Genomic DNA, 24,715 nt, shown 5'->3' with positions numbered 1-24,715 from the left:
CGTTAGTAGGTGTTAATGAAAGTGATCCAGTATTGATAGATAATGTAGGTGATGGTAGCATTGAGCATGGCTCGAAAGAAGCTGTCAATGGAGGTCAATTGCATGATTATACCGAACAGCAGATGAATATAGTTCTTGATGATGCGAAAAAGTATACGGATGATAAGGTCGGCAGTGCAATAAATAATGCTGCTAATGAGGCGAAATCCTATACAGATATGAAGTTTGAAGCGTTAAATTATGCTGTTGAGGATGTCCGGAAGGAAGCGAGACAAGCAGCAGCCATTGGTTTAGCAACGTCTAACTTACGTTACTATGATATACCAGGATCTTTAAGTGTTTCATTTGGTACGGGTGTATGGCGCAGTCAATCCGCATTTGCTATTGGCGCTGGTTATACATCTGAAGATGGCAATATCCGTTCTAATATGTCAGTAACGAGTGCTGGGGGGCACTGGGGAATAGGCGCAGGGATTACTCTGAGACTGAGATGATGATGGAAAAAACTGATAGCATGATAAAAAAAGGAAATGTTTTTGTGAAGATTTTATTCGTCCTTGCCTTATTAGGTAAGGGCGAAAGTCTTGCTAATGAGAATAATAATGTTTATACGGTGCAACCACCGCATTTATCTATTCCTAAGGGAGAACGTGGTGAGACACGTCGAATCATTATGCAATTTTATCATTGGACTTTGATTTGCGATGAAAAAGAGGATGAAAAACAAAAGCTTAAGCAAGGTGTATGTAATGTAACTCAGACTGTTCATGACCAGGAGGATAATACTATTTTTAGTTGGTCTCTTGTTTCTACGAAAAATGGCCAAGCAGTAATGCTCTTTCGAACATTGCCAAATACTGATACAAACATCCCACTTCGAATATTTTTGGAAGGCGTTAAAAAGCCCCTCCTCATTCATTATACGCAGTGCAATGAAACGGTCTGTTTGGCTCAGTCACCTGTAGGAGCAGTCCTTAGTAAACAAATAGAGCAGAACAAAAAAGTGCGTATCTCCTATAAGGTTAAAGAGGGAAAGATATTTTCCTTTATTGTACCATTTAAAGGATTAAGTGCAGCACTTAATTCTCTACAACGATAGACTGCATGGAGTTTTTTAACAAAGATTTTTTCATAAATTTTTGCAGTGTATTTCAGATTTAGTTGCATATCCAGATTGAAATGAAGAGTAATGAGTGAGAATTTCTATACGATGTGATGTAGAGGCGATTGATTAAAATAAGGGCACATTTTAAAAGTCTAAAAATCATAATAAGCTATTTATATACAATAGAAAATCATATTAGAGTTTTTCTGTAGGGCTTATGAGTGAATTATAGGATTCTTTAACCGTAAAAATAACTGAGAGTAAGAAGTTTTAAAAAATAGAAATATGGCTTTCTCGGATGATGGACGAGTTCATTTATTCCTGTAAAAGTTTTTTACAGGTTTTGGGAATGATCTTATTTGATACCAATAACTCCCAATTAAAATGCTGTAGTATCTTTTTTGTGATAGCAGTAAGATTTCAGTCATTCTGAAAATACAATTACAATGCTACCATTTTGTGAAACAAAAGAAAATTATAATTCCAAAACTCCCTAAAAGTATAAATTTATCTTTATACAATACTATTCCATGTGAATGATATAAAGAAAGTTTAGTAATTTACAAAAATGGCTGTAAACATAAACGATTAATTTATAGTTTCAAGTTCATAAAGAAAAGCAGGATATTGTGGGAACAACCACAAGATTATTCAAAAACCGGAATGATGCTAGCGTAAAAAATTTTATAATAGAAAAATAGGGAATGTTTTCTTGATATTTATAATTTAATACCACATTGTTACTTTAGATTTATTAATTGAGCAGAAGAGTTCTCGCGTTTGTTTATTGGGGGAAAACGCTTAAAGGATAAGGAAGAATGACCCCGTTAGATTATGATTCAAAAGAATCAAAGCGAGCAAGTGCGTATGATACCAGAGCAAAGCGATTATATGGTCAAAGTGGGTGCAATCAAAATAATCATTCTGCATTGTTACAGATGGGGACGCGCTCTGTTTCTGTTGATATAAAGAAACAACAGAGAAAAAGGTGCTGGAAACAGAAACAGGTGCTTATCCAATCAGATACAGCTCTTGAACTCCAAGGTCGAGCAATTTTAGGTGTCAAAAAAACAAAAAGCCCCAAAACATATTTTCTTCCACGAGTCTCTCAATTAGAATCTCCGCCTCTTTATGCGGCACTTGATTTGGGGACGAATAATTGTCGCCTTCTTATTGCATCTCCCGCTAAACCTGGGTATTTTCGTGTTGTTGATGCTTTTTCGCGCATCGTACGATTGGGAGAAGGTTTAGTAAATAACGGCTTCCTTAATACACGAGCTATGGATCGTGCGATTGAAGCATTAAAGATTTGTCATTTAAAGTTAAAACAAAGGCGTATTAAACGTTATCGTTTAATTGCAACGGAAGCTTGTCGTTCGGCAAAAAATGGTAGACATTTTATTCAACGTGTTTTGGATGAAACTGGCCTTCAATTGGAAATTGTTGATCGGGAAACAGAAGCGCGTTTTGCTGTTTCAGGATGTAGTACGCTTGTTGAGCCGAATACTGATGCAATTGTGCTTTTTGATATTGGAGGAGGGTCATCGGAAATTGTTCTTCTTGATGTTTCACAAAAGCGTTCTTTTCGTTTAGCTGAACAGATTACGGCTTGGACTTCTCTTCCTGTTGGTGTTGTTACGCTTGCTGAACGTTTTGGGGGAAATGATGTTAGTTTAGACGATTTTGAAAAAATGAAAAGTTATGTGCGAGGTCTTTTAAATAATTTTTCAGATCGACACAAATTAGGAGCTTTAGCGCAAAGTTCAAAATTTCATCTTTTGGGAACCTCTGGCACGATTACGACTTTAGCAGGAATGTACCTTAATTTAGAGCATTATGATAGAAGACGCGTTGATGGCATTTGGATGAATGATGCAGACATTACTCTTATGATGAAACGTTTATTGTCATGGGACATAAAAAAACGAGTAAGCAATCCTTGTATTGGGCGAGAGAGAGCAGATTTAGTGTTAGCCGGATGTGCAATTTTAGATGTTATTCGAGAAGTTTGGCCCAGTAAACGATTAAGAGTTGCTGATCGTGGATTGAGAGAAGGAATTTTGATAGAGCTTATGTTGCGCGATGGTGTATGGTATCGCCATAGGAAAAGAAGAGGTATAAAACGTTAGCAGCTATCAGAATATGGAGACAATCAACAACTATGAAAAAAACGACGGGTGGATATGGGGGTTCAGGATCGCATGAATTATATCAACGCGTGAAGAAAAAGGCAGGAACTATTAAAGCGTCATCACGGCGATGGTTAGAGCGACATCTAAATGATCCATATGTCCATCAGTCGAAAATAGATGGTTATCGTTCGCGTGCTGCCTATAAACTGATCGAAATTAATGAGCGCTATAAATTTCTCAAAAAAGGACAAAAGGTTATTGATTTGGGAGCGGCGCCGGGGGGATGGTGTCAGGTTGTTGGGCGTTTAGTAGGAACCAGTAATGAAAAGCCTAGTGTGGTTGGTATTGATTATTTGCCTATTGACCCGTTGCCTGGGATTGTGATGCTGGAAATGGATTTTTTGCATGCAGATGCACCACAGAAATTAATTGATGCTTTAGGAACGAAGCCGGATGTAGTCCTTTCTGATATGGCCGCACCAACAACAGGACATCGCCAGACAGATCATTTAAGAACGGTTCATTTATGTGAAGTTGCTGCTGATTTTGCTCTTTCAGTTCTCAAGCCTAGAGGGCATTTTTTAGCAAAAGCCTTTCAAGGTGGAGCAGAAAACACCCTGCTCACGACATTAAAACAGAATTTTAAAACAGTTTATCACGTTAAACCCCCCGCAAGTAGAGCAGAATCAGTAGAGCTTTACCTTTTAGCACTCGAATTTAAAGGAAAAATAAAAGGATAATAATAGTTTCTTCTTTTCAAAAGGCTTAAGTATACTTGCATATTTAAATGTGAGGATATTCTCAAAAAGTTATCAGTGATATTGTTTATAGTTTTTCTTTTATAAATGATGAAAAACTGGTAAAATTATTGCGTTGCCTGTAGAGGTTAAGGGGATTGATTCCTCGGTGAGCATTTCTAATGAAATTTCTTGATCAAGCTAAAGTTTATATTCGTTCTGGTAATGGAGGGGCAGGGGCAGTATCATTTCGTCGTGAAAAATTCATCGAATTTGGAGGCCCTGATGGAGGGAATGGAGGACGTGGTGGTGATGTTTGGGCTCTTGTTGTTGATGGGCTCAATACGCTGATCGATTATCGCTACCAGCAGCATTTTAGAGCAAAAACAGGGGGGCATGGTAAGGGGCGTAATATGACAGGAGAAAAGGGTGATGATGTCATCCTTAAAGTACCGGTTGGGACGCAAATTTTTGAAGAAGATAATGCAACGTTAATCTGTGATTTAACTGAGGTTGGACAGCGTTACCGTCTTGCAAAAGGAGGAAATGGCGGTTTTGGGAATCTTCATTTTACAACGTCTACGAATCGGGCACCTCGTCGCGCAAATCCTGGTTTAGCTGGAGAAGAGCGAACATTGTGGCTTCGTTTGAAGTTAATTGCTGATGCGGGACTTATTGGTTTGCCAAATGCTGGAAAGTCAACTTTTTTAGCTTCCGTGACAGCTGCAAAACCAAAAGTTGCAGATTATCCTTTTACTACTCTCCATCCTCATCTTGGTGTTGCACGTATTGATGCTCGTGAATTTGTTTTAGCTGATATTCCTGGTTTGATTGAAGGAGCACATGAAGGTGTGGGGATTGGAGACCGTTTTTTAGGGCATGTAGAACGTTGTCGTGTTTTATTTCATTTGATTTCTGCTCAAGAAGAAGATGTGGCAAAAGCATATAAAGTTGTGCGTAATGAACTAGAAGCATACGGGAACAATTTGAGTAATAAAACTGAAATTGTAGCTCTGAGTCAAATAGATACTCTCACTATTGAGGAGCGTAAAGCTAAACAAGAACTTTTGCAAAGAGTAACGGATAAATCTGTGATGATGTTTTCTGCGGTCAGTCGTGAAGGTTTAGAAAATGTGCTACGTGCTGGGGCGCATATTATTGAAATGGCACGTAAAGAAGATGCTGGCGACGATATCAGGGTTGATTAAGATGACTGTTGGATTGCAAAAGCTTGCGCATTATAAACGCATTGTGGTTAAAGTTGGATCTGCGCTTTTGGTTGATCCTCAGACAGGTTTACGTGCTGAATGGCTTAAAAGCTTGATAAGTGATGTTGCTAATTTGCGCCAACAAGGTGTTGAGGTTTTATTAGTATCTTCAGGCGCTATTGCTTTAGGAAGAACATTGCTACAGCTTCCTAAGAGAGCTTTGAAATTAGAAGAGAGTCAAGCATGTGCTGCTTTGGGGCAAATTGAATTAGCAAAAACATATAGAGATGCGCTTGCTCAATATGGATTAAAAACGGGTCAAATTTTGCTTACTCTCTTCGATACGGAAGAGCGACGACGTTATCTTAATGCACGTGCTACGATTAATGTGCTTTTACGTTTTGGAGCGGTGCCTGTTATCAATGAAAATGATACTGTCGCAACAAGCGAAATTCGTTATGGTGATAATGATCGTTTAGCGGCGCGTGTGGCAACGATGATGGGTTCAGATCTTTTGATACTTTTATCAGATATTGATGGTCTGTATACGAAATCTCCTCATCGTGATCCAACGGCTGAATTTATACCCTTTATTGCATCAATTACGAGTGATATAGAAAAAATGGCTGATGTTGCTGCTTCAGAGTTTTCTCGTGGAGGAATGAAAACCAAGCTTGATGCTGGGAAAATAGCGAATTCCGCTGGAACGGCGATGGTTATTACTTCAGGTAAACGTATGAATCCTCTTGCAGCAATTGATAGAGGAGAACGTAGAAGTTTCTTTGCTGCCAGTGAAAAGCCCGTTAATGCTTGGAAAACATGGATTTCTGGTCATTTAGATCCATCTGGCATTTTGACCATTGATCAGGGAGCGGTTAAAGCTCTTGAATCTGGAAAATCATTATTAGCTGCAGGAGTTGTTGCGGTTGAGGGGAGATTTCATCGCGGAGATACGGTTGCAATTATTGATGCAAATGGAATTGAAATTGCTCGTGGACTTGTGAGTTATGGCAAGGATGAAGCTGTACGCATTATGGGGTGCAAAAGCGAGGAAATTGAAACTATCCTTGGATATGAAGCATGCTCTGCTATGGTGCATCGTAATGATATGGTTTTACGTTGCTTGACCGATTCTGCTTAAAAAAGTTATCTTTTACCTTATTTATTGTTTTAGCAGAGTGGATGATACTATGGCTTTAGAAGAACAGATGAAGGACATGGGGCGAAAAGCACGCCATGCCGCCGCTGCATTGGCGGTTATGTCTTCTGAACAAAAGAACAAAGCATTAGAAATGATAGCTTTAAATCTAGAGGCTCAATCAGCTGAAATCTTACGGGCTAATCGTCAAGATTTAGAGAATGCTGCTCAGAATAATTTGAAGGCAGCAATGGTTGATCGGCTCAAATTAGATGAATTGCGTTTGCGTGCAATTATAGACAGTGTTCGCCAGATTGCATATTTACCTGATCCTGTTGGACAAGTTATGAGTGAATGGACACGTCCAAATGGGCTCCATATTAGTCGTGTCCGTACACCCCTTGGTGTGATTGGCATTATTTATGAGAGTCGACCAAATGTTACAATTGATGCAAGCGCTTTATGTTTGAAAGCAGGAAATGCTGCAATTTTACGTGGTGGTTCGGATAGTTTTCATTCTGCCCATGCACTTCATTCGGCATTAGTGAGAGGATTGGAGGAAGCTGGTTTTCCTAAAGATGCCATTCAAATGGTTGGAACAACAGATCGTGATGCTGTTGGAGAAATGCTCAAGGGACTGGACGGTATGATTGATGTTATTATACCTCGTGGTGGGAAAAGCCTTGTTGCACGTGTTCAGTCTGATGCACGTGTTCCGACTTTTGCGCATTTAGAGGGGCTCTGTCATATTTATATTGATCAGTCGGCAGATTTAGATATGGCCCGTAATATTGTTGTAAATGCAAAGTTGCGGCGGACAGGTATATGTGGTGCTGTTGAGACAGTTCTCATTGACCGCCATGCATTAAGAAAGTTTCTTCCTGTTCTGACCGCTTTACAGGAGAAGGGATGTGAAATTCGTGCAACAGAGGATATTGTTTTTCTGATGCCAGATGCCAAATTAGCCTGCGAAGAGGATTGGTCACACGAATATCTTGATGCAATTCTTTCTGTTAAAACAGTAGAAGGTGTTGAGGGGGCTATTGCGCACATTCAGCGTTATTCATCAGGACATACGGAATCAATTATTGCTGAGGATATGAGGGTGGTAAATAACTTTTTTAATCGTTTAGATTCGGCCATTTTGCTTCATAACGCATCTACACAATTTGCTGATGGAGGTGAGTTTGGTTTTGGGGCGGAAATTGGTATCGCAACAGGAAAAATGCATGCGCGTGGTCCCATAGGTGTTGAACAGCTGACGTCATTTCAGTATCATATTAAAGGAAGTGGACAGGTTAGGCCTTGAAGAATCCATTTTTTCCTTGGAAAAATCGCATGCCGCATGTTGAAAGGTCCAATATTGTAGGCCTTTTTGGTGGATCTTTTAATCCACCGCATGCTGGACATCTTCTTGTCGCAAAGATTGCAATTCGGCGTTTACGCCTTGACCAATTATGGTGGATGGTAACACCGAGAAATCCCTTAAAAGATTGTGCAAACTTATTATCTTTAGAGGAGAGAATGCGACTAAGTGTTGAACTCATTGACCATCCGAAGATTCGCGTAACAGGTTTTGAGCAGGCTATAGGGAGTAAAGTATCAGTAGATACGATTTCTCATATTCTTGCGCATTGCCGAGGGGTACGTTTTGTGTGGGTTATAGGTGCAGATAGTTTTGCATCGATTCATCATTGGCATCGATGGCATGATATCATATCTATGCTTCCTATTGCGATTATTGATCGTCCTTTTGTGCATATGTCAGCACTTTCTTCACCTATAGCTCATGTTTACCGTTCTTTTCGTTTAGATGAGAGAGAAAGTATACGATTACCTTTTATGAAACCACCAGCTTGGACTTATTTGCATGGACCTTTATCTTTTCAGTCTTCAACGAGTCTTCGTTTAAAGGAGAATAATTTTTCTTGAATATTTTATAAGATTCTGCTTCTCTTTGGGATAAGGTTCTCTTTTTTCTATGTTCTAAATGATAAGAAAGGATATTGGTCTGGAAAACATTTTACAAAAACATTCTTACAGTATGACATCTTCGGCAGACAAAAAAATCTTTTCTGTCAGTGATGGTCTTAGAATTATTCTCAAAAGTTTAGAGGATACAAAGGCAGAAGACATCGTCTCCATTGATATTCAGGGTAGATCGTCCTTAGCTGATTACATGGTTATAGCTTCAGCAAATTCACAACGTCATGTATCTGCTGTTGCTGACCATTTGTTATGTGCTTGGAAAGACAATGGGTACGGCTTTGCAAATGTAGAAGGGCTTGCGGGAGGTGATTGGGTATTGATTGATACAGGTGATATTATTGTTCATATTTTTCGTCCGGAAATTCGTCTCTTTTATAATTTAGAAAAAATGTGGCTTTTACCAGAGTTAAATAATATAAAATCAGTTCTTTTTGGAGATCATTAACATGCAAATTTCTATTTTTGCTGTTGGTCGCATGAAGAAAGGAGCAGAGCACGAATTGGTTGACCATTATTTGGATCGTTTTTCTAAAAGTTCTGGAGCTGTGGGATTTCATTTTAAAAAGCTACAAGAGATATCAGAAAGCCGTGCACAAACAGCATGTCAGCGCATGGAGGAAGAGGCAAGAAAGCTTATCGAGTTTTTACCTGAAAAGTGTCGATTAATTGTGTTGGATGAGCGTGGAGAGTCAATTTCATCATCTGCTTTTGCTGAAAAATTGGGGTTTTATCGTGATGAAGGTATTCGTGACCTCATAATTGCGTTGGGAGGACCTGATGGGCATAATGAACAGATAAGAAATCGTGCTGATTTTCTTTTGTCTTTTGGTTTTATGACATGGCCACATCAAATTGCGCGTATACTTCTTACAGAACAGCTTTATCGTGCTGTAACAATTGCGAGCAACCATCCGTATCATCGTTTTTAACATTTTTATGCAATTTTTAGTACTTATTTATGTATTTATTAATATTGTTTTAGCTGACATCATTTAAAGCATCGCTAATTTATGCGATGATACTTAATGGTTGGGCAAATGAAAAAGCTTCTTCATAAAAAGATGCAATGTTTATATGAGGAATGCGTGATATTTGTAGTGCTGTTTTTGAGTATATTTTTTTGCTTTTCTGTATCGCATGCTGAAGATACAGTAAGCAGTGTAGAAGCCGCACATAAAGCATTGGTAGAAATTCGCCAAAATATTTCACTCTCACGTGAGCGTGTTGCTTTTCTTACGCGTCAAGTTGAGCGTTTAAAAAAAGATCAACGTGCTTTGAGTGATGCACTTATAAAAGCTGCTAAAGCAGAACGTGCAGCAGCAAATGATATTGCTGAAAGGGAGGAAAAGCTTAAAAAAATGATAGAGAAACAGGCACAAGTTCATCAAAGTTTAAAAAGTAATCGCGCTGAATTTGCAGAAGTTCTTGCACTCTTAGAACGTATGGGATTAAATCCACCTCCTGCTCTTATGGTGAGGACTGAGGATGCGTTAGCTTCTGTCCGGAGTTCTGTTTTATTAGGGGCTGTCGTATCGCAAATGCAAGAGAAAATACAGGTTTTAACAGCAAGCCTCAAGGAGTTGACTAATTTACGTCATTCAATTGCCACAGAATATGCAACGCTAAAGACTAAAATGCAAAATCAAGCAGAGCAGCAAAAGCGTTTAGAGCTTTTATTAGATGAAAAAGCCAAATTACAAAAAATGTCAGAAGAAGAACTTACAGAGCAGCAACAGAAAAACATTATACTCGCTAAAAAAGCGCAGTCTTTGGAGGAATTGATTTTAGAACTTGACCGTCAATCAAAACTTAGTTCTGATGTCTCAGTACAGGTACAGAAAAATTTACAATTGTTAGAGCAAGCCAATTTTGAAAGCCGAAAAGGCTCTTTACTTTTTCCTGTTGCGGGAAAAAAAATTCAACACATGAATAGTAGTTCGCAGATTACACGCTTTGGTGAAATGATTGAAACAGAAGCAGCAGCCGTTGTTATATCACCTGCTGATGCTCTTGTTGCTTTTGCTGGACCATTTCGTTCTTATGGACAATTAATCATTCTTAATGTTGGAAATGGTTATCATATCGTTCTTATTGGGATGTCGAGAATCAACGTCACTCAGGGACAGTTTGTTCTTGCAGGTGAACCTCTTGGAACGATGGGGATGCAATTTGTTGCGAACAGTGTTGCATTGGATATAGGCAAAACGACTCCAATGCTTTACATTGAGTTTAGAAAGCAGGGGAAGCCTGTGAATCCAACTCCTTGGTGGCAGACTGAAAAATAAGAAGGAACCAAAATGATTCGTAAAATTATTCTTTTGGTCGCTGGGGTATTTCTCGGCGCCAGTTCAATGATTATGGTGCAGTCTGTTGCTGCCAATAATGAAGGTGATACGTATAAAGAGCTGGCCATATTTGGCGATATCTTTGAACGCGTACGTATGCAATACGTGACGGTTCCAGATGATAAAAAGCTTATTGAAAATGCTATAAATGGGATGCTCACATCGCTTGATCCTCATTCATCTTATATGAATGCGCAAGAAGCCAAGGAGATGCGGGATTCTACAAAAGGAGAATTCGGAGGGCTCGGTATTGAAGTAACCATGGAGAAAGGCTTAATTAAAGTTGTGTCCCCAATGGATGATACACCTGCTTCAAAAGCAGGTATTTTGGCAGGGGATCTCATTTCAAAAATTGATGGTGTACAGACCAATGGTCAAACATTGAATGAAGCTGTTAATAAGATGCGGGGTGCTCCTGGAACACCAATTACGTTGACAATTATTCGTTCTGGTGTTGATAAGCCACTGGAAATTAAGGTTGTTCGTGATATCATCAAAGTGAAGGCAGTGAAGTATCGCGTTGAGGGTGATATTGGATATTTAAGACTCATTCAGTTTTCTGAGCAGACTTTTGGCAATCTTCAGGCTGCAATTAAAGATATTCAGTCTAAAATTCCTCAAGATAAGTTGAAGGGATATGTCCTTGATTTGCGACTTAATCCTGGTGGTCTTTTAGATCAAGCTGTTAGTGTTTCGAGTGCCTTTCTCAATAAAGGTGAGATTGTATCGACCCGCGGGCGTAAAAAGAGTGATGTGACGAGATTTGATGCTAAGCCAGGGGATATCATCAATGAAAAACCTCTTATTGTCCTCATTAATGGTGGTTCGGCGAGTGCTTCTGAAATTGTTGCAGGTGCATTACAAGATCATCGTCGTGCAACAATTTTAGGTACGCAATCTTTTGGTAAGGGATCTGTTCAAACGATCATTCCTTTGGGTGAAAATGGTGCTTTACGCTTAACAACAGCACTTTATTACACGCCGTCCGGTACTTCAATTCAAGGAACTGGGATTACACCTGATATTATTGTAGAACAACCACTACCTGAAAAATATAAAGGCTATGATGTAAAGATTGGTGAATCTGCATTGAAAGGGCATATAAAAGGGAAGCGAGAAAATAATAAGGGGTCTGGCTCGGCTGCTTTTGTTCCGCAAGACCCTAAGGATGATGTTCAATTGCGTGAGGCTTATAAGCTGTTACGTGGTGAAATGGCACATGCAGCATTTCCACCAGATCCCAATAAGGATATTTTAAAGTGAGAAAGAATGGATGCAGCTTATGCTTTTGGTGAATAATTGAATGGATGCGGTGGTTAATTTGACAGCTCTTCCTTATCGGAAATGTGTTGGGATTGTTGTATTTAATCGTGCAGGTAAAGTTTGGATTGGGCGCCGTTTAATGACGTCAGCTCATGCTGATACCGACATGTCTCATCGTTGGCAACTCCCTCAAGGAGGAATCGATGAAAACGAGGAGCCATTAGAAGCGGCATGTCGTGAACTTTATGAAGAAACTGGTATCCGATCTGTAAAATTGATTAAAGAAGCACAGAATTGGTTCCATTATGATTTTCCACAAGAACTTGTTGGGTGTACATTGAACAATAAGTATCGTGGACAAATACAAAAATGGTTTGCTTTTCAGTTTACGGGAGATCTTTCTGAAATCGCCATTAATCCCCCGCCAGATGGTAATAAAGCAGAATTTGATCAGTGGAAATGGGCGGATCTAGAAACCCTCCCTTCAATTGTAATTTCTTTTAAAAAGCATGTCTATAGGAAAGTTGTCAATGAATTTCGAGGTAGCCTTAAAAGATTATAAAGGCTATATAATTAAATAAAGCTCTTTTTTAGCAAGATGCTTTATATTATGTATAATCATTAAAAGATAATAAACATGTTTTTCTTTTATGTAAAGAATTGGAATATAAGATGAAAAAGTTATTTAATTTACTTATGGTTTTTACTCTTTTGAGTATTTCTTCTGTAGCATTTGCATCAGATTCAAAGCCAACTGCAACCAAACCTGCAGCAGCTACGTTGCCTAATGGCGCTTCTTCTTTGTCTGAAACCTACGGCTTGTGGACTATTAACTGCGGTATACAAGAAGGGAAAAAGATTTGTTTTATGGGCCGTCAGGAAGTGAATGATCAAGGTCGTGTCGTTGTGGCTATGAACGTTATTCTCAACGCTGATGGTGTTGTATCTGGTAATTTAACGGTTCCTTTTGGCATTTTGGTCTCTAAACCTGTTCGTTTACAAGTTGATGAAGGGAAGGCTGCTATCGAAACGGGTATTCGGACGTGTGTACCAGCAGGTTGCATTGTTCCAATAGTATTTGATAAAAATCACGTGGCAGCTTTACGTGCTGGCAAGAATTTGAAATTGGCTATGACAATTGCTGCTCCGGGCGAACCACCTTTGAATGATTTATTCGTTCAGTTGAATGGTTTTAGCAATGCCCTTAACCGTTTGACTACTTTGCAGAAATAATTTTTAAAAATATAACAAAGGCGGCCTTTAAAGGCCGTTTTTAGTTTGAGTGTTTGTTTGTAGTAATTCTACGGTTAAAACAGCAAGGTTATTTTATAAGGAATGTTCTGTGGTTATGCGTCATTATTTCTGTTTTGAGCAGCTATTTTTTAGCTGATATTTATTTTCTCAGTTTCATCATCATGATGGTATAAAGGTAAAGAATTTGAATGTTTGGATTTTCTATTTATGGAAAAATGAACATTTAACTATAAACATTGTTCGAAAAACAGACTTATTTTAATAAAAGCTCTATATAAAATTTTCTATTTCTGTGATTGAAAGAGGGATAAAGCATGGTTTATACATTGCTTAAAGTGATTGATCTCGTTTTCGGTATTTATATTGATATTTTAATCGCAAGTGTCATTTTTTCTTGGCTTTATGTATTTAATATCATAAATGCACGCAATCGCTTTGTTGTTTTGATAAGAAGCTTTTTATATCGCCTTACGGAACCCGTTCTTAGTCGTATTCGGCAGATTTTGCCAAATCTTGGAACAATTGATATTTCACCTGTTGTAGTTTTCATCATTATTTATTTTATTCGTACATTTATGTGGCGCGTTTATGCAAATATATATCTATAGAAATCTCATATGAGACATATGAAGATGTTTCATCAATTTGATTCGAATGGTTTGAGCTTGTTTGTATATCTCATTCCCAAAGCTTCCGTTGATAGAATTATGGGGGTTGAAATCAGGGATAATGGAAAGCAATATTTAGTTGTACGCCTTCGTGCTGTTCCTGAAGATGGAAAGGCAAATAGAGCTCTCATTAAATTTCTAGCAAAACAATGGAAAATTCCATCCTCTTGCATTTCTCTGAAAAGCGGTACAACATCTCGCTACAAACAGCTTTACTTTTCAACACATTTGGAAGAGTTAAAGCAAATATGGCAATCTTTAGGAGAATATACCTCAAAGTAAAAGCCCATTCAAAATGGACTTTATTTTTTTGAAAGAATTATATTCCTTTATTGCGCTCAATAGCTTGCATAATGAGTCCATGGGCAAAACTTTTATCACGCCATCCTTCAATTTTTGCCCATTTCCCAGGTTCAAGGTCTTTGTAATGTTCGAAAAAATGCGCAATCTGCTTGAGTGTAATTTCAGGAAGATCTGTATAGTCATGAATATTGATATAGCGTTTTGTTAATTTGGGAGTAGGGACAGCAATAATTTTCTCGTCTTTACCACCGTCATCTTCCATAATCAGAGCCCCGATAGGACAAACATTAATCACACAACCAGGAATAAGTGGACGGGTATTACAGATAAGAACATCAATGGGATCACCATCATCTGAAAGAGTATGTGGGACAAAACCATAATTTCCGGGATAAACCATTGATGTATGAAGAAAACGATCAACAAATAACGCTTCTGATTTTTTATCCATTTCATATTTTATTGGTTGACCACCAAGAGAGACTTCTACAATGACATTGATATCTTCTGGTGGATTTTTACCAACTGGGATTTCTTTAATATTCATGTAAATATCCTTTCTGGAGTGTGGTGAGGCTAAGTACGATAAAATCTTCGACCGAGTAAGTCATAAAATTAGCTTGAAGTTGATGCACGTGTTTTTTCAAAACGTTTGCGTTCATTGGGATCCAGATAGAGTTTGCGCAGACGAATATTTTTAGGAGTTACTTCTACAAGTTCATCATCTTGTATCCACGATAGAGCACGTTCTAATGTCATTTTAAGTGGAGGGGTTAATTTTACGGCTTCATCTTTTCCAGAAGCGCGCATATTGGTCAGTTTTTTTCCTTTTAAAACATTCACTTCTAAGTCATTATCACGTGAGTGTATACCAATAATCATACCTTGATAGACTTTAACGCCAGCATCGATGATCATAGGTCCACGGTCTTCGAGATTAAAAAGAGCATAAGCGACAGATTCACCGCTATCATTTGAGATCATAACACCATTCACACGACCACCAATATCTCCTTTATAAGGTTCATAGGCGTGGAAGAGACGATTCATAATTGCTGTACCACGTGTATCCGTCAAAAGCTCTGATTGGTAGCCGATAAGACCTCGCGTTGGTGCGTAAAAGACAAGGCGGACACGATTACCCCCAGAAGGACGCAGCTCAACCATTTCAGCCTTACGTTCGGACATTTTTTGAACGACAGTTCCGGAATATTCCTCATCAACATCGATAACAACTTCCTCTATTGGTTCAAGAGTTGTTTCGTTTTCATCTTTTTGCATAACGACACGTGGACGAGAAACACTAAGTTCAAACCCTTCACGGCGCATATTTTCAATGAGAACCGCAAGTTGTAATTCTCCTCGTCCTGAAACGTAGAAAGAATCTTTATCGGCTGATTCTTCAATTTTAAGGGCTACATTACCTTCTGCTTCTTTTAATAAACGATCACGGATGACACGACTTGTTACTTTATCGCCTTCAGTTCCTGCAAGGGGACTATCATTGACAAGAAAACTCATAGTAACAGTAGGAGGGTCAATTGGTTGAGCGGTGAGGGGTTCATTGACAGCAGGATCACAGAAAGTATCGGCGACGGTACCTTTCTGTAGACCTGCAATTGCTACGATATCACCAGCAATACTTTCTTCAATAGGTTGCCGTTCTAGCCCACGAAATGCCAAAATTTTTGAAATACGCCCAGTTTCTAAAAGTTTTCCATCTTGTCCAAGAACTTTAACACTCTGATTGGATTTTATAGAGCCTGAATGAATGCGTCCAGTAATAATTCGTCCTAAAAATGGATCTGCTTCAAGAATAGTTCCGATCATACGAAATGGTCCTTCTGCTATACTAGGAGAAGGGACATGGCGGATTACAAGGTCAAATAGAGGACTTAGCCCTTGATCTTTGGGTCCCTCAGGGGATTCAGCCATCCATCCATCACGGCCTGATCCATAAAGAATGGGAAAATCAAGCTGTTCATCGGTTGCATCAAGAGCCGCAAAAAGGTCAAAAACTTCATTGATAACTTCATCAGCACGCGCATCAGCTCGATCAATCTTATTGATAGCAACAATTGGGCGTAATCCTACTTTTAAGGCTTTACCAACGACAAATTTTGTTTGCGGCATGGGGCCTTCAGCTGCATCAACAAGCACAATTGCTCCATCGACCATATTTAAAATACGTTCAACTTCTCCACCAAAATCGGCGTGACCTGGTGTATCAACAATGTTAATTCGGGTATCTTTCCAAACAACGGACGTCACTTTTGCTAGAATTGTAATTCCACGTTCTTTTTCAATGTCGTTTGAATCCATCATACGTTCACTGGTACGCTGATTATCGCGAAAGTTCCCTGATTGTTTGAGAAGCTCGTCCACGAGTGTTGTTTTGCCATGATCAACGTGGGCAATGATGGCGATATTACGCAATTGCATAAATTTTCTTCTTTTCTTTAATGAGATTTCACTTGAGGTAACGCCTCTGCGGTCCTTACCTTACTACTAAAAAATCTTTTACATGTTTTTTTATAATTTTGGAAGAGGAGGAAATATTTTTATAGCAAAGTGTTTGCAAAGGCTTTTGATGTTCTATTGGCTTGGAAAAGTTTTCCTAAAAACTTTTGAGTATGTGAGCACTTTATATGAGGTATGTACGAAGAAAACCAATAATAAAATTTGTTCTCTTATAATCAAAGTGTGTATTTTACCACTATCAATACTCAAAATCGATACAGCTTTGTGTTGGTAAAATATTGATTTATAATGATATAGTTATTGTTTTCTATATTGAGTAAGAGTGCTAAATAAAGGACATATTTCCTTATACTCTGTTCAGGTTTTATTTATTTTGGTATGTAAACAGTGCATTAACGTATATGAGATTTTTTCTAAAACTGCTGATATAGGTATGCTAATCTCTTTCTTGATTTGTCATTGAACAGCTTTTGTTTACGCATAATCTAAGAGCTCCTAAAAGAATGGACGATAACAATATCACAGGAGTTTCTTTAAGATGTGCGATGTTGTTTTATGTTTTTAAGAAATTAATGTGCTTTTCAACAGTTGTTTACATAGAAAAGATTTTAGCTGCATGAGATATGTTTTTTGCTTGCCATGTTAGAGTAGAGTACCAGACAAGATAAAGGAGGCTACAGAAAAGTAGATAATGATTCCCATGACATCCACTAAAGTTGCGACAAGGGGAGCTGAAGCACTTGCTGGATCGAATCCAAAACTTTTAAGGATAAAGGGAAGCATAGAGCCAGATAAAGAACCAAAGGTGACAATTCCAACTAAAGCTGTGCCTACTGTTATGGCAATGAACATCCAATGTTCACCATAGTTGTAAATACCGAGTTCTTGCCAAATAGCAATGCGCATCATTCCAATAATTCCGAGTAAAAGGCCAAGGGATATCCCTGCTGGAATTTCACGGAGGATAATTTTCCACCAGTCTTTGAGTGTGAGTTCACGTAAAGCAAGTGCACGAATAATGAGGGATGTTGCCTGCGAACCAGAATTTCCTCCTGAACTCATGATAAGAGGAATAAACAGTGTAAGAGTGATGGCTTTTTCGAGTTCTGTTTCGAAATATTGCATAGCGCTTGCTGTCAACATTTCGCCAAGAAAAAGTAAAGCCAGCCAGCCACCACGTTTTTTCATCATCCCTAGAAAGTTGATCTGCATATAGGGTTTATCGAGAGCTTCCATACCTCCAAATTTGTAGGCATCTTCACTCATTTCATCAACCATTGTATCAAGTACGTCGTCAACCGTCACAATACCAATAACATGGTTACAGTCATCGATAACTGGTACAGAGAGAAGGTCATGGCGCTGAAAAAGACGAGCGATGTCTTCATGATGCGTAAAGGGCGATATTGTAATGGGTGTATCATGTGTAGAGACGTTTAGAATTTGATCATCAGGAGAGGCAAGGATAAGGTTACGCAGTGAAACGGCCTTGAGAAGAGTGCCTGTTTGGGGGTCGATAACATAACTCGTATAAACTGTTTCACGTGTTCGTTCAACATCACGAATATGATCCAGAGTTTTTTTTACGGTCCAGTTTGCTGGGACAGCGATAAACTCTGTTGTCATCAGTGCACCTGCTGTATGATCAGGGTAACTGGTAAGTTTTTTTAGTTCAGCACGCGTTAAGGGTTTGAGCAATGCATAAAGCCGCGTGCGGGTTTCTTTATCCATTTCCTGAAAGACATCAGCAGCAGCATCAGCAGACATACCATCAAGAATTTCAACGGAACGATTCACAGGGAGAAGTTCGAGAATAGCTGCAGGTTGTTCAAGTTCTGGTTTGTCAAAGAGTTCAATGACATACTCAAGAGGCAAAAGGCTAAGAATAGCTACACGTTCCATGATATCGAGATCATTGATGATATCGATCGAGTCAGCAAAATGATAATTTTTTAATTCTTCGGCAAGAGCTTCTGGAGAAGAATTTTTGAAGTCGAAGGTCGTTTTAATTTCAGTCATAATAAAGTACCTTCCGAAAAATTAAAGAATTATAAATTCAGATCATGAACAAGATAAAACAAAAATTATAAAAGATTTAAGCAAAAGTGCTCCCCAATTGCACTCTTCCAATTGTTAATATTTGAAATAAAGTCAAGGATAGATAGCAGGTTATAAACAATTTCATGAAGCAAATACATAGAAATTTTCATTTTTATTTATATCCTCATGATAAAAATTCTTTTATTTTTTCTCTTAAAAGAGAGAGCTGAAAGGCATTTTTGAAGTTCATTAAATAAGTTTAGTATATTATCAATTTGTGTCGTAAAGGTAATTATTATACATCAAATTCATAATGGAGATAGAGAGTATTATGACAAAAGTAGCAGTGCTAGACTGGAAGGGATTTTCAGGGCTTCCTGATTTTTCGTCAATAAGTGATGAAGATTTTGCTCCCGCTTTTGAACAGGCACTTCAAGAAGCAGAAAAAGAAATAGAGATGATTGCAACGGTGCGAGAAGCACCAACGCTTGAGAATTTTTTGCAACATCTTGAGCTTTGTGGCAAAGCGCTTGATCGTGTATGTTCAATATTCTTCTTGCGCACAAGTGCTCATAGTAACGCATTGATTCAGCAGTTAGAGCAAGACTTTGTTGTAAAACTTTCTCATTATTCTTCAAAAATTATGATGGATACACGGATATTTGCAAAAATAGATGTGCTTTATAAACAGTCGCAGCAAGGTATGTATGATAGTGAAACGACACGTGTACTTGAATTATGGTGGAAAAAGTTTGTTTGTAACGGTGCAAAACTTGATGAAACAGGTAAGAAACGACTTGTTGAAATTAATGAAAAGCTTGCTTTTTTAAATGCTACTTTTGGTCAGCACGTCTTAAAAGATGAAGCTGAATGGGTTTTGTTTTTAGAACAAACGGATTTATCTGGTTTGCCTGATGATCTCATTGCTTCAATGAAAGAAATGGCACGCGAAAAAGGAAATGAAGGAGCTTATGCCTTAACATTAGCACGCTCAGTTGTTGATCCTTTTTTGAAATTCTCTCATCGTCGTGATTTGCGTGAAGTGGCATTCCAAGCTTGGTCTAAACGTGGTGAAAATAATAACGAGAATGATAATCGAGCGATTATTTTAGAGATTGTTGCACTTAGAGATGAGAAGGCTAAATTATTGGGGTATAAATCTTTTGCAGATTTAAAACTTGATAATACCATGGCCAAAAGTGTTAATGCGGTTATGAATTTGCTTACGCCTGTATGGGAACGGGCAAGAGCTAAGGCTTCTAGCGAACAGATTGAATTGCAAAACTTTGCGAACAATCATGGAAGCAATGAAACTTTAAAAGCTTGGGATTGGCGCTATTACGCTGAAAAACTTCGCGCTGAAAAATTTTCTTTCGATAGCTCTGAAATTAAATATTATTTTCAGCTTGATCGCATGATTGAAGCGGCTTTTGGAGTGGCAGAAAAACTCTTTGGCATTACATTTGAAGAAAAAAATTCTGTTACGCTTTGGCATCCTGATGCACGTTTGTGGGAAGTAAGAAAATCTGATGGAAGTCTGCTTGGACATTTTATTGGTGATTATTTTGCGCGTTCATCAAAACGGTCTGGGGCGTGGATGAATAGTTTACAATCACAACATAAACTGGATGGTGGACAAAAGCCTATTATCTATAATGTTTGTAATTTTGCTAAGCCACCCAAAGGAGAGATTGCCCTTTTATCACTTGATGATGCGCGCACACTTTTCCACGAATTTGGACATGCGTTGCATGGTTTACTTTCTGATGTAACATGGCCATCTGTAGCGGGAACATCGGTTTCGCGGGATTTTGTTGAACTTCCTTCTCAGCTTTACGAACATTGGTTAACTGTACCAGAGGTCTTAAAATCTTATGCTACGCATATAAATACAGGGCTTCCTATGCCACAAACATTGATGGATAAAGTTTTATCAGCACAGACATTTAATGCTGGTTTTTCTGCAGTTGAATTTACCTCATCAGCCTTATTGGATATGGCTTTTCATCAAGGCGAAAAAATAACTGATCCAACAATATTTGAGTGTCAAGAATTAGAAAAGTTACAAATGCCTGAAACAATTATTATGCGTCATCGTCCTCCGCATTTTACGCATATATTTTCAGGAGATGGTTATGCCGCTGGTTACTATTCTTATATGTGGTCGGAAGTACTTGATGCTGATGCTTTTCAGGCTTTTGAAGAAACGGGTGACGTTTTTAATTCAAAGCTTGCTGATAGGTTGAAACGTTTTATTTACTCGGCTGGGGGAAGTTGTGATCCAGAGGAGCTTTATAAAGCTTTTCGGGGACGACTACCGTCACCAGAGGCAATGATTAAAAAACGTGGACTATAAATTATAACGGTATGGTCTAAACCATACCGTTATTATATTCTTTTCTGCGGTTGAGATTGATGAAAATCTTCACTCCATCATGGTTATGTGAGCAGAGATTTTTTATTTTTGTAGCTTTTAATTTTTGGAGAATATGAGACTCTGTGTTTTTATCAGTCATCATGGGAAAGAAAAATTATCAGCTCGGTCTTTTTGATGACCATTTGGTAGAAACCATGATTTTTTTATGAAATTTTGATCTATTTTGTTAAGTAAGCCAGTATTTTGTTGTGCCATGTCATCAAGACTCATTGGGGGTTGGCGTTCAATATTTTGTGATTCTTGGGTAAACTTTGAAATGTTGCCATTGATCAAAAGTAAATTTTCATGGGATAATGTGTGGATATTTAAAATGTTTTCTAATTTTGTTTCTAAATAAGAAGCGAGTTTTTTCTTTCCTTCAGAGGTAAAATTGATACCATCATGAGTGCGTAATCTAATGATTTTTCCATTTGTATCGTAGCCTGAAAAAGAAAATTGACCTTGTTCATTAATAAATCCACTCCAGATATCGACAAAATATCCTCCTGCCATTTCTGTTGCTTGTTTGTAGAGCTCATTAAAAAATTTCATTTTTTGTGTTAAATTATCGTTTCCAAAAGCAGGTTGCCCCATCCATATCCATGGTTTCCCAGAAGTATGAAGGCTTTCAGCAATTTCGGTAATTCTTTGCTTGTATATGTTTAGCCATTCGGGCTGAAGCGTACCGAATATGCCGTGAAGCGTTTTGATTGGTTGATTATCATTTGCACCTATCACCATAACAATGGCGTCGGGTTTATTTTTATTAATGAGTTCAGAAATATTGTTTTTCCAAGAAGTCTGATCAGTTTGGATTAAGCCAGAAGTTGGCATTGTATTATTTATAATGATAATATAGCGATTATCAGTAAAAAGCTTTTTGAGTGCATCGGCAACAGCAGAAGCGACAAAATCCCCTATGACGAGAATACGTTTTGCATTTTCTTCTTTTAGTTTTTGTGCGGGTTTTTGTAATACAGTCTTTTTTAATGGTTTATATATTTTTTGTTCTATAGTTTGCGGTGGTTGTTGCTGTTGTTTGTTATGTTGCAACAACCATTTGAAAAAGTTTGTTGCTTTACTTGGAGATGGTTGTATGACAGCCATAGTAAAGAGAGAGAAAAGCAGAAAAATCCAGTATATAGGGCGGAAATGGGACAAACACTTTACTCCAGATTATTGTTTACGCAGAATAGAAAGAACAGCAGGGGTTGGATATCCATCTGGCTTTAAACCGTGACGCAGTTGAAAAGCTTTAATTGCTTTTTGAGAGACTGTACCGATTTTGCCATCAACTTCTCCTTTATAATAGCCAAGTGCAGCTAAGCGAGATTGCAGTTCTTGACGCTCATGGAACGTAAGAGGTTGAAATGGACGTTGCCAATCTTGAAGCAATTTATGATGTCCAGCAATGCGGTTAGCGAGAAGAGCGACAGCGAAAGCATAGCGATCTGCGTTATTATAACGTTTAAGAACAAAGAAATTTTTTGTTACTAAGAATATAGGTCCTTTGGGGCCATCTGGGTATTTCAATATTGCTTGTTCAGTTGATGCAGGAAGGGGGTGCCCATTCGCGTGTTTTACACCTAGTTTTGCCCATTTCTCAAAGGAATACCAATCCTCAGGGAAATTTTTTCCTTGTGGTAATTTAACTTCTACTCCCCAAGGGAGGTTAGACTGCCAACCATTCATGTGAAGAAGATTAGCAGCGCTAGCAAGAGCATCTGGAACAGAAGTCCAGATATCACGCCGTCCATCCCCGTCCATATCAATGGCATAGGCGAGATAACTGCTCGGAATAAATTGCGTATGTCCCATTGCCCCAGCCCAAGATCCGGTAAGTTGTGCACGTGTAATTTCACCACTTTGGAGAATTTTCATGGCAGCAATCAGTTGTGCATGCGCGTATTTTGCGCGTTTTTGATCAGCATAGGCTAGGGTTGCAAGTGAGCGAATGGTATCACGCATCACACTTTTATTTTCTAAAATTTTTCCGTAATTGCTTTCCATTGACCAAATAGCCAAGAGAATATTACGGTCAACACCAAAACGTTTCTCAATTTGAAAAAGCCAATTTTTCCATTTTTGGGCTTGGCGTTTTCCTTCTAAAATTGCAATGTCATGGACACGATTATCGAAATAATTCCATGAAGGGTCGACAAATTCTGGCTGGTATGCAGCTCTTTCTAGAACTTTTGGATCAATTGCATTGACGCCTTTAAAAGCCATATCAAACGTAGAGGATGAAATATTGTTAGCAAGAGCTGTTTTTTTAAACTCTTTAATCCAGTATTTAAAACCACTATCAGCATGTAAAAATGATGCAAAAAACATTAAAAATGCAGAAAAAAGAACAGCAAAACCTATGATAAAAGTTTTCCGACTTATTGATTTTTCTAAAGAAGAGAAAATTTTAGATTCTGTTTTTTGCATTTTTAAATTCCCCTCAATATTCAAGTCTTTTGATGCGCAAGGACTTTATTTTTGTATTTGGTATCATTGATAATGTTATCAAACGCATAAGAAAGGTTGAAATAGATTATTTGTTTTGAAGGAATATTCTCAATAAATTATCATATTCTTGTATCTCTTTCTTGTCCATTATAATGGCAATTAAAACAATAAGATATCTTTTTTACTATTTAGTAAAAACATATGTTAAGTAAAATCAGAAATTTATAAGATTCATAAGAAGCAGGAGGATAAGAGTGCGTAAAATCCGGAAGGCAGTATTTCCTGTGGCGGGTCTTGGTACACGTTTTCTTCCCGCAACAAAAACAATTCCTAAAGAAATGCTGACTGTTGTTGATAAGCCCGTTATCCAATATGTTGTAGATGAGGCACGTGAAGCTGGTATTGAACATTTTATCTTTGTTACTGGACGCAATAAAGCAGTCATTGAGGATTATTTTGATGCGCAAGTTGAGTTATATACGACTCTTGCCGAACGTGGTAAAAGAGAAGAACTTGAACATTTACATGGTTTACAGCCTCTACCAGGGTCAACTTCTTTTACGAGGCAACAGCAGCCTTTGGGGTTAGGACATGCCCTTTGGTGTGCGCGTGAATTAGTTGGTGAGGAGCCTTTTGCTTTGTTATTACCGGATATGCTTATACAAGCTAAAAAGGGCTGCCTTTCTGAGATGATCAATCTTTATGAGGAAACGGGTGGAGGAAATATCATCGCGGTTCAGGAGTGCAATCCTGAAGAAGCTCATAAATATGGTATAGTTGGACAAGGAAAGCAGATTGCAAACGGTTTTAAAATCACAAAAATGGTAGAAAAACCAACAAAAGGAACAGCACCATCAAATTTATACATTAATGGACGTTATATCTTGCAACCAGAAATTTTTAATATTCTTTCCAGTCAAGAACGAGGAGCAGGAAACGAAATTCAATTAACAGATGCGATGGTACGACTGTCAAAGGAGCAGGATTTTTTCGGTTTCCAGTTAGAGGGTCTTACTTTTGATTGTGGTTCTAAAGCTGGTTTTATTGAAGCCAATGTTGCATTTTCTTTAGCGCGTGCTGATATGCATAGCCAAGTTTCTACTTCATTAAAAAAATTACTAGAAACTATTAAAATTGAAAAATAATATAGATCTCTCGTTTAATTTCATCTATCAAACTTGA

Annotated in this window: 23 protein-coding genes; 18 read left to right on the top strand and 5 right to left on the bottom strand. The window is 38.1% G+C overall.

Annotation, left to right across the window (positions count from 1 at the left end):
- From J7R13_RS05540 to J7R13_RS05465, 16 genes are all read left to right on the top strand, one after another.
- The coding region (locus J7R13_RS05540; protein WP_208437821.1) for a YadA-like family protein at positions 1 to 494 on the top strand (494 nt) is incomplete at its 5' end.
- Positions 491 to 1,099, top strand: a complete 609-nt coding sequence (locus J7R13_RS05535; RefSeq protein ID WP_208437820.1) for an invasion associated locus B family protein — start codon at positions 491 to 493, stop codon at positions 1,097 to 1,099. The genes J7R13_RS05540 and J7R13_RS05535, both read left to right, overlap by 4 nt.
- An 824-nt stretch (positions 1,100 to 1,923) precedes the next feature.
- Positions 1,924 to 3,234, top strand: a complete 1,311-nt coding sequence (locus J7R13_RS05530) for a Ppx/GppA phosphatase family protein (protein ID WP_208437819.1) — start codon at positions 1,924 to 1,926, stop codon at positions 3,232 to 3,234.
- A 32-nt stretch (positions 3,235 to 3,266) separates the two neighbouring features.
- Entirely contained in the window at positions 3,267 to 3,977 is a 711-nt protein-coding gene (locus tag J7R13_RS05525) for an RlmE family RNA methyltransferase (RefSeq protein ID WP_208437818.1), read from the top strand.
- Positions 3,978 to 4,156: 179 nt separating this feature from the next.
- On the top strand, positions 4,157 to 5,182 hold the full coding sequence (obgE, locus tag J7R13_RS05520) for a GTPase ObgE (RefSeq protein WP_208437817.1): 1,026 nt from the start codon (positions 4,157 to 4,159) through the stop codon (positions 5,180 to 5,182).
- A gap of 1 nt (position 5,183) precedes the next feature.
- Positions 5,184 to 6,323 (top strand): glutamate 5-kinase, encoded by a 1,140-nt coding sequence (proB, locus tag J7R13_RS05515; RefSeq protein ID WP_208437828.1) that lies wholly within the window; start codon positions 5,184 to 5,186, stop codon positions 6,321 to 6,323.
- Between the two features lie 49 nt (positions 6,324 to 6,372).
- Positions 6,373 to 7,629, top strand: coding sequence for a glutamate-5-semialdehyde dehydrogenase (locus tag J7R13_RS05510; protein WP_208437816.1), 1,257 nt, complete (start codon positions 6,373 to 6,375; stop codon positions 7,627 to 7,629).
- A gap of 29 nt (positions 7,630 to 7,658) precedes the next feature.
- Positions 7,659 to 8,252: a nicotinate-nucleotide adenylyltransferase gene (locus J7R13_RS05505; protein WP_208437815.1), complete on the top strand. Its 594-nt coding sequence runs from the start codon at positions 7,659 to 7,661 to the stop codon at positions 8,250 to 8,252.
- 58 nt (positions 8,253 to 8,310) lie between these two features.
- Positions 8,311 to 8,754, top strand: a complete 444-nt coding sequence (gene rsfS, locus J7R13_RS05500) for a ribosome silencing factor (RefSeq protein ID WP_208437814.1) — start codon at positions 8,311 to 8,313, stop codon at positions 8,752 to 8,754.
- 1 nt (position 8,755) lies between these two features.
- Positions 8,756 to 9,238, top strand: coding sequence for a 23S rRNA (pseudouridine(1915)-N(3))-methyltransferase RlmH (gene rlmH, locus J7R13_RS05495; RefSeq protein WP_208437813.1), 483 nt, complete (start codon positions 8,756 to 8,758; stop codon positions 9,236 to 9,238).
- Between the two features lie 168 nt (positions 9,239 to 9,406).
- Entirely contained in the window at positions 9,407 to 10,594 is a 1,188-nt protein-coding gene (locus tag J7R13_RS05490; protein WP_246786287.1) for a murein hydrolase activator EnvC family protein, read from the top strand.
- A gap of 12 nt (positions 10,595 to 10,606) precedes the next feature.
- On the top strand, positions 10,607 to 11,917 hold the full coding sequence (locus tag J7R13_RS05485; protein ID WP_208437811.1) for a S41 family peptidase: 1,311 nt from the start codon (positions 10,607 to 10,609) through the stop codon (positions 11,915 to 11,917).
- A gap of 40 nt (positions 11,918 to 11,957) precedes the next feature.
- The gene (locus J7R13_RS05480) at positions 11,958 to 12,479 is read left to right on the top strand and encodes an RNA pyrophosphohydrolase (protein ID WP_208437810.1); all 522 of its coding nucleotides are present in this window, start codon (positions 11,958 to 11,960) and stop codon (positions 12,477 to 12,479) included.
- 110 nt (positions 12,480 to 12,589) lie between these two features.
- A complete protein-coding gene (locus J7R13_RS05475; protein WP_208437809.1) occupies positions 12,590 to 13,150 on the top strand; it encodes an invasion associated locus B family protein in 561 nt (186 codons plus the stop codon).
- Between the two features lie 335 nt (positions 13,151 to 13,485).
- Positions 13,486 to 13,779 carry a YggT family protein gene (locus J7R13_RS05470; protein WP_208437808.1) on the top strand — a complete coding sequence of 98 codons (294 nt, stop codon included), beginning with the start codon at positions 13,486 to 13,488 and terminating at the stop codon, positions 13,777 to 13,779.
- Between the two features lie 24 nt (positions 13,780 to 13,803).
- Positions 13,804 to 14,121 (top strand): DUF167 domain-containing protein, encoded by a 318-nt coding sequence (locus J7R13_RS05465; RefSeq protein WP_208437827.1) that lies wholly within the window; start codon positions 13,804 to 13,806, stop codon positions 14,119 to 14,121.
- 37 nt (positions 14,122 to 14,158) lie between these two features.
- On the opposite strand, the gene ppa is transcribed toward J7R13_RS05465, so the two are convergent.
- The 3 genes from ppa to mgtE form a co-directional block, all read right to left on the bottom strand.
- Positions 14,159 to 14,689, bottom strand: coding sequence for an inorganic diphosphatase (gene ppa, locus J7R13_RS05460; RefSeq protein WP_208437807.1), 531 nt, complete (start codon positions 14,687 to 14,689; stop codon positions 14,159 to 14,161).
- Positions 14,690 to 14,757: 68 nt separating this feature from the next.
- Entirely contained in the window at positions 14,758 to 16,584 is a 1,827-nt protein-coding gene (gene typA / locus J7R13_RS05455) for a translational GTPase TypA (protein ID WP_208437806.1), read from the bottom strand.
- Between the two features lie 681 nt (positions 16,585 to 17,265).
- Complete coding sequence (gene mgtE, locus J7R13_RS05450; RefSeq protein WP_208437805.1) at positions 17,266 to 18,642, bottom strand: magnesium transporter; 1,377 nt, start codon at positions 18,640 to 18,642, stop codon at positions 17,266 to 17,268.
- Between the two features lie 352 nt (positions 18,643 to 18,994).
- On the opposite strand from mgtE, the gene J7R13_RS05445 reads away from it, so the two are divergent.
- Positions 18,995 to 21,019, top strand: coding sequence for a M3 family metallopeptidase (locus tag J7R13_RS05445; RefSeq protein WP_208437804.1), 2,025 nt, complete (start codon positions 18,995 to 18,997; stop codon positions 21,017 to 21,019).
- 159 nt (positions 21,020 to 21,178) lie between these two features.
- Here the strand turns inward: J7R13_RS05445 and J7R13_RS05440 are convergent, their stop codons facing one another.
- Both J7R13_RS05440 and J7R13_RS05435 read right to left on the bottom strand, forming a co-directional pair.
- Entirely contained in the window at positions 21,179 to 22,186 is a 1,008-nt protein-coding gene (locus tag J7R13_RS05440) for an SGNH/GDSL hydrolase family protein (RefSeq protein ID WP_208437826.1), read from the bottom strand.
- A 69-nt stretch (positions 22,187 to 22,255) separates the two neighbouring features.
- A complete protein-coding gene (locus J7R13_RS05435; RefSeq protein WP_208437803.1) occupies positions 22,256 to 23,512 on the bottom strand; it encodes a lytic murein transglycosylase in 1,257 nt (418 codons plus the stop codon).
- A 275-nt stretch (positions 23,513 to 23,787) separates the two neighbouring features.
- Between J7R13_RS05435 and galU the strand changes: the two genes are divergently transcribed.
- The gene (gene galU / locus J7R13_RS05430; protein ID WP_208437802.1) at positions 23,788 to 24,678 is read left to right on the top strand and encodes a UTP--glucose-1-phosphate uridylyltransferase GalU; all 891 of its coding nucleotides are present in this window, start codon (positions 23,788 to 23,790) and stop codon (positions 24,676 to 24,678) included.
- The last annotated feature ends 37 nt before the right edge of the window (positions 24,679 to 24,715 follow it).

Source organism: Bartonella taylorii 8TBB (assembly GCF_902825155.1).
GTDB lineage: Bacteria > Pseudomonadota > Alphaproteobacteria > Rhizobiales > Rhizobiaceae > Bartonella > Bartonella taylorii_A.
The sequence above is the reverse complement of the archived record's forward strand: the minus strand, read 5'-3'. Positions and strand labels throughout refer to the sequence as shown.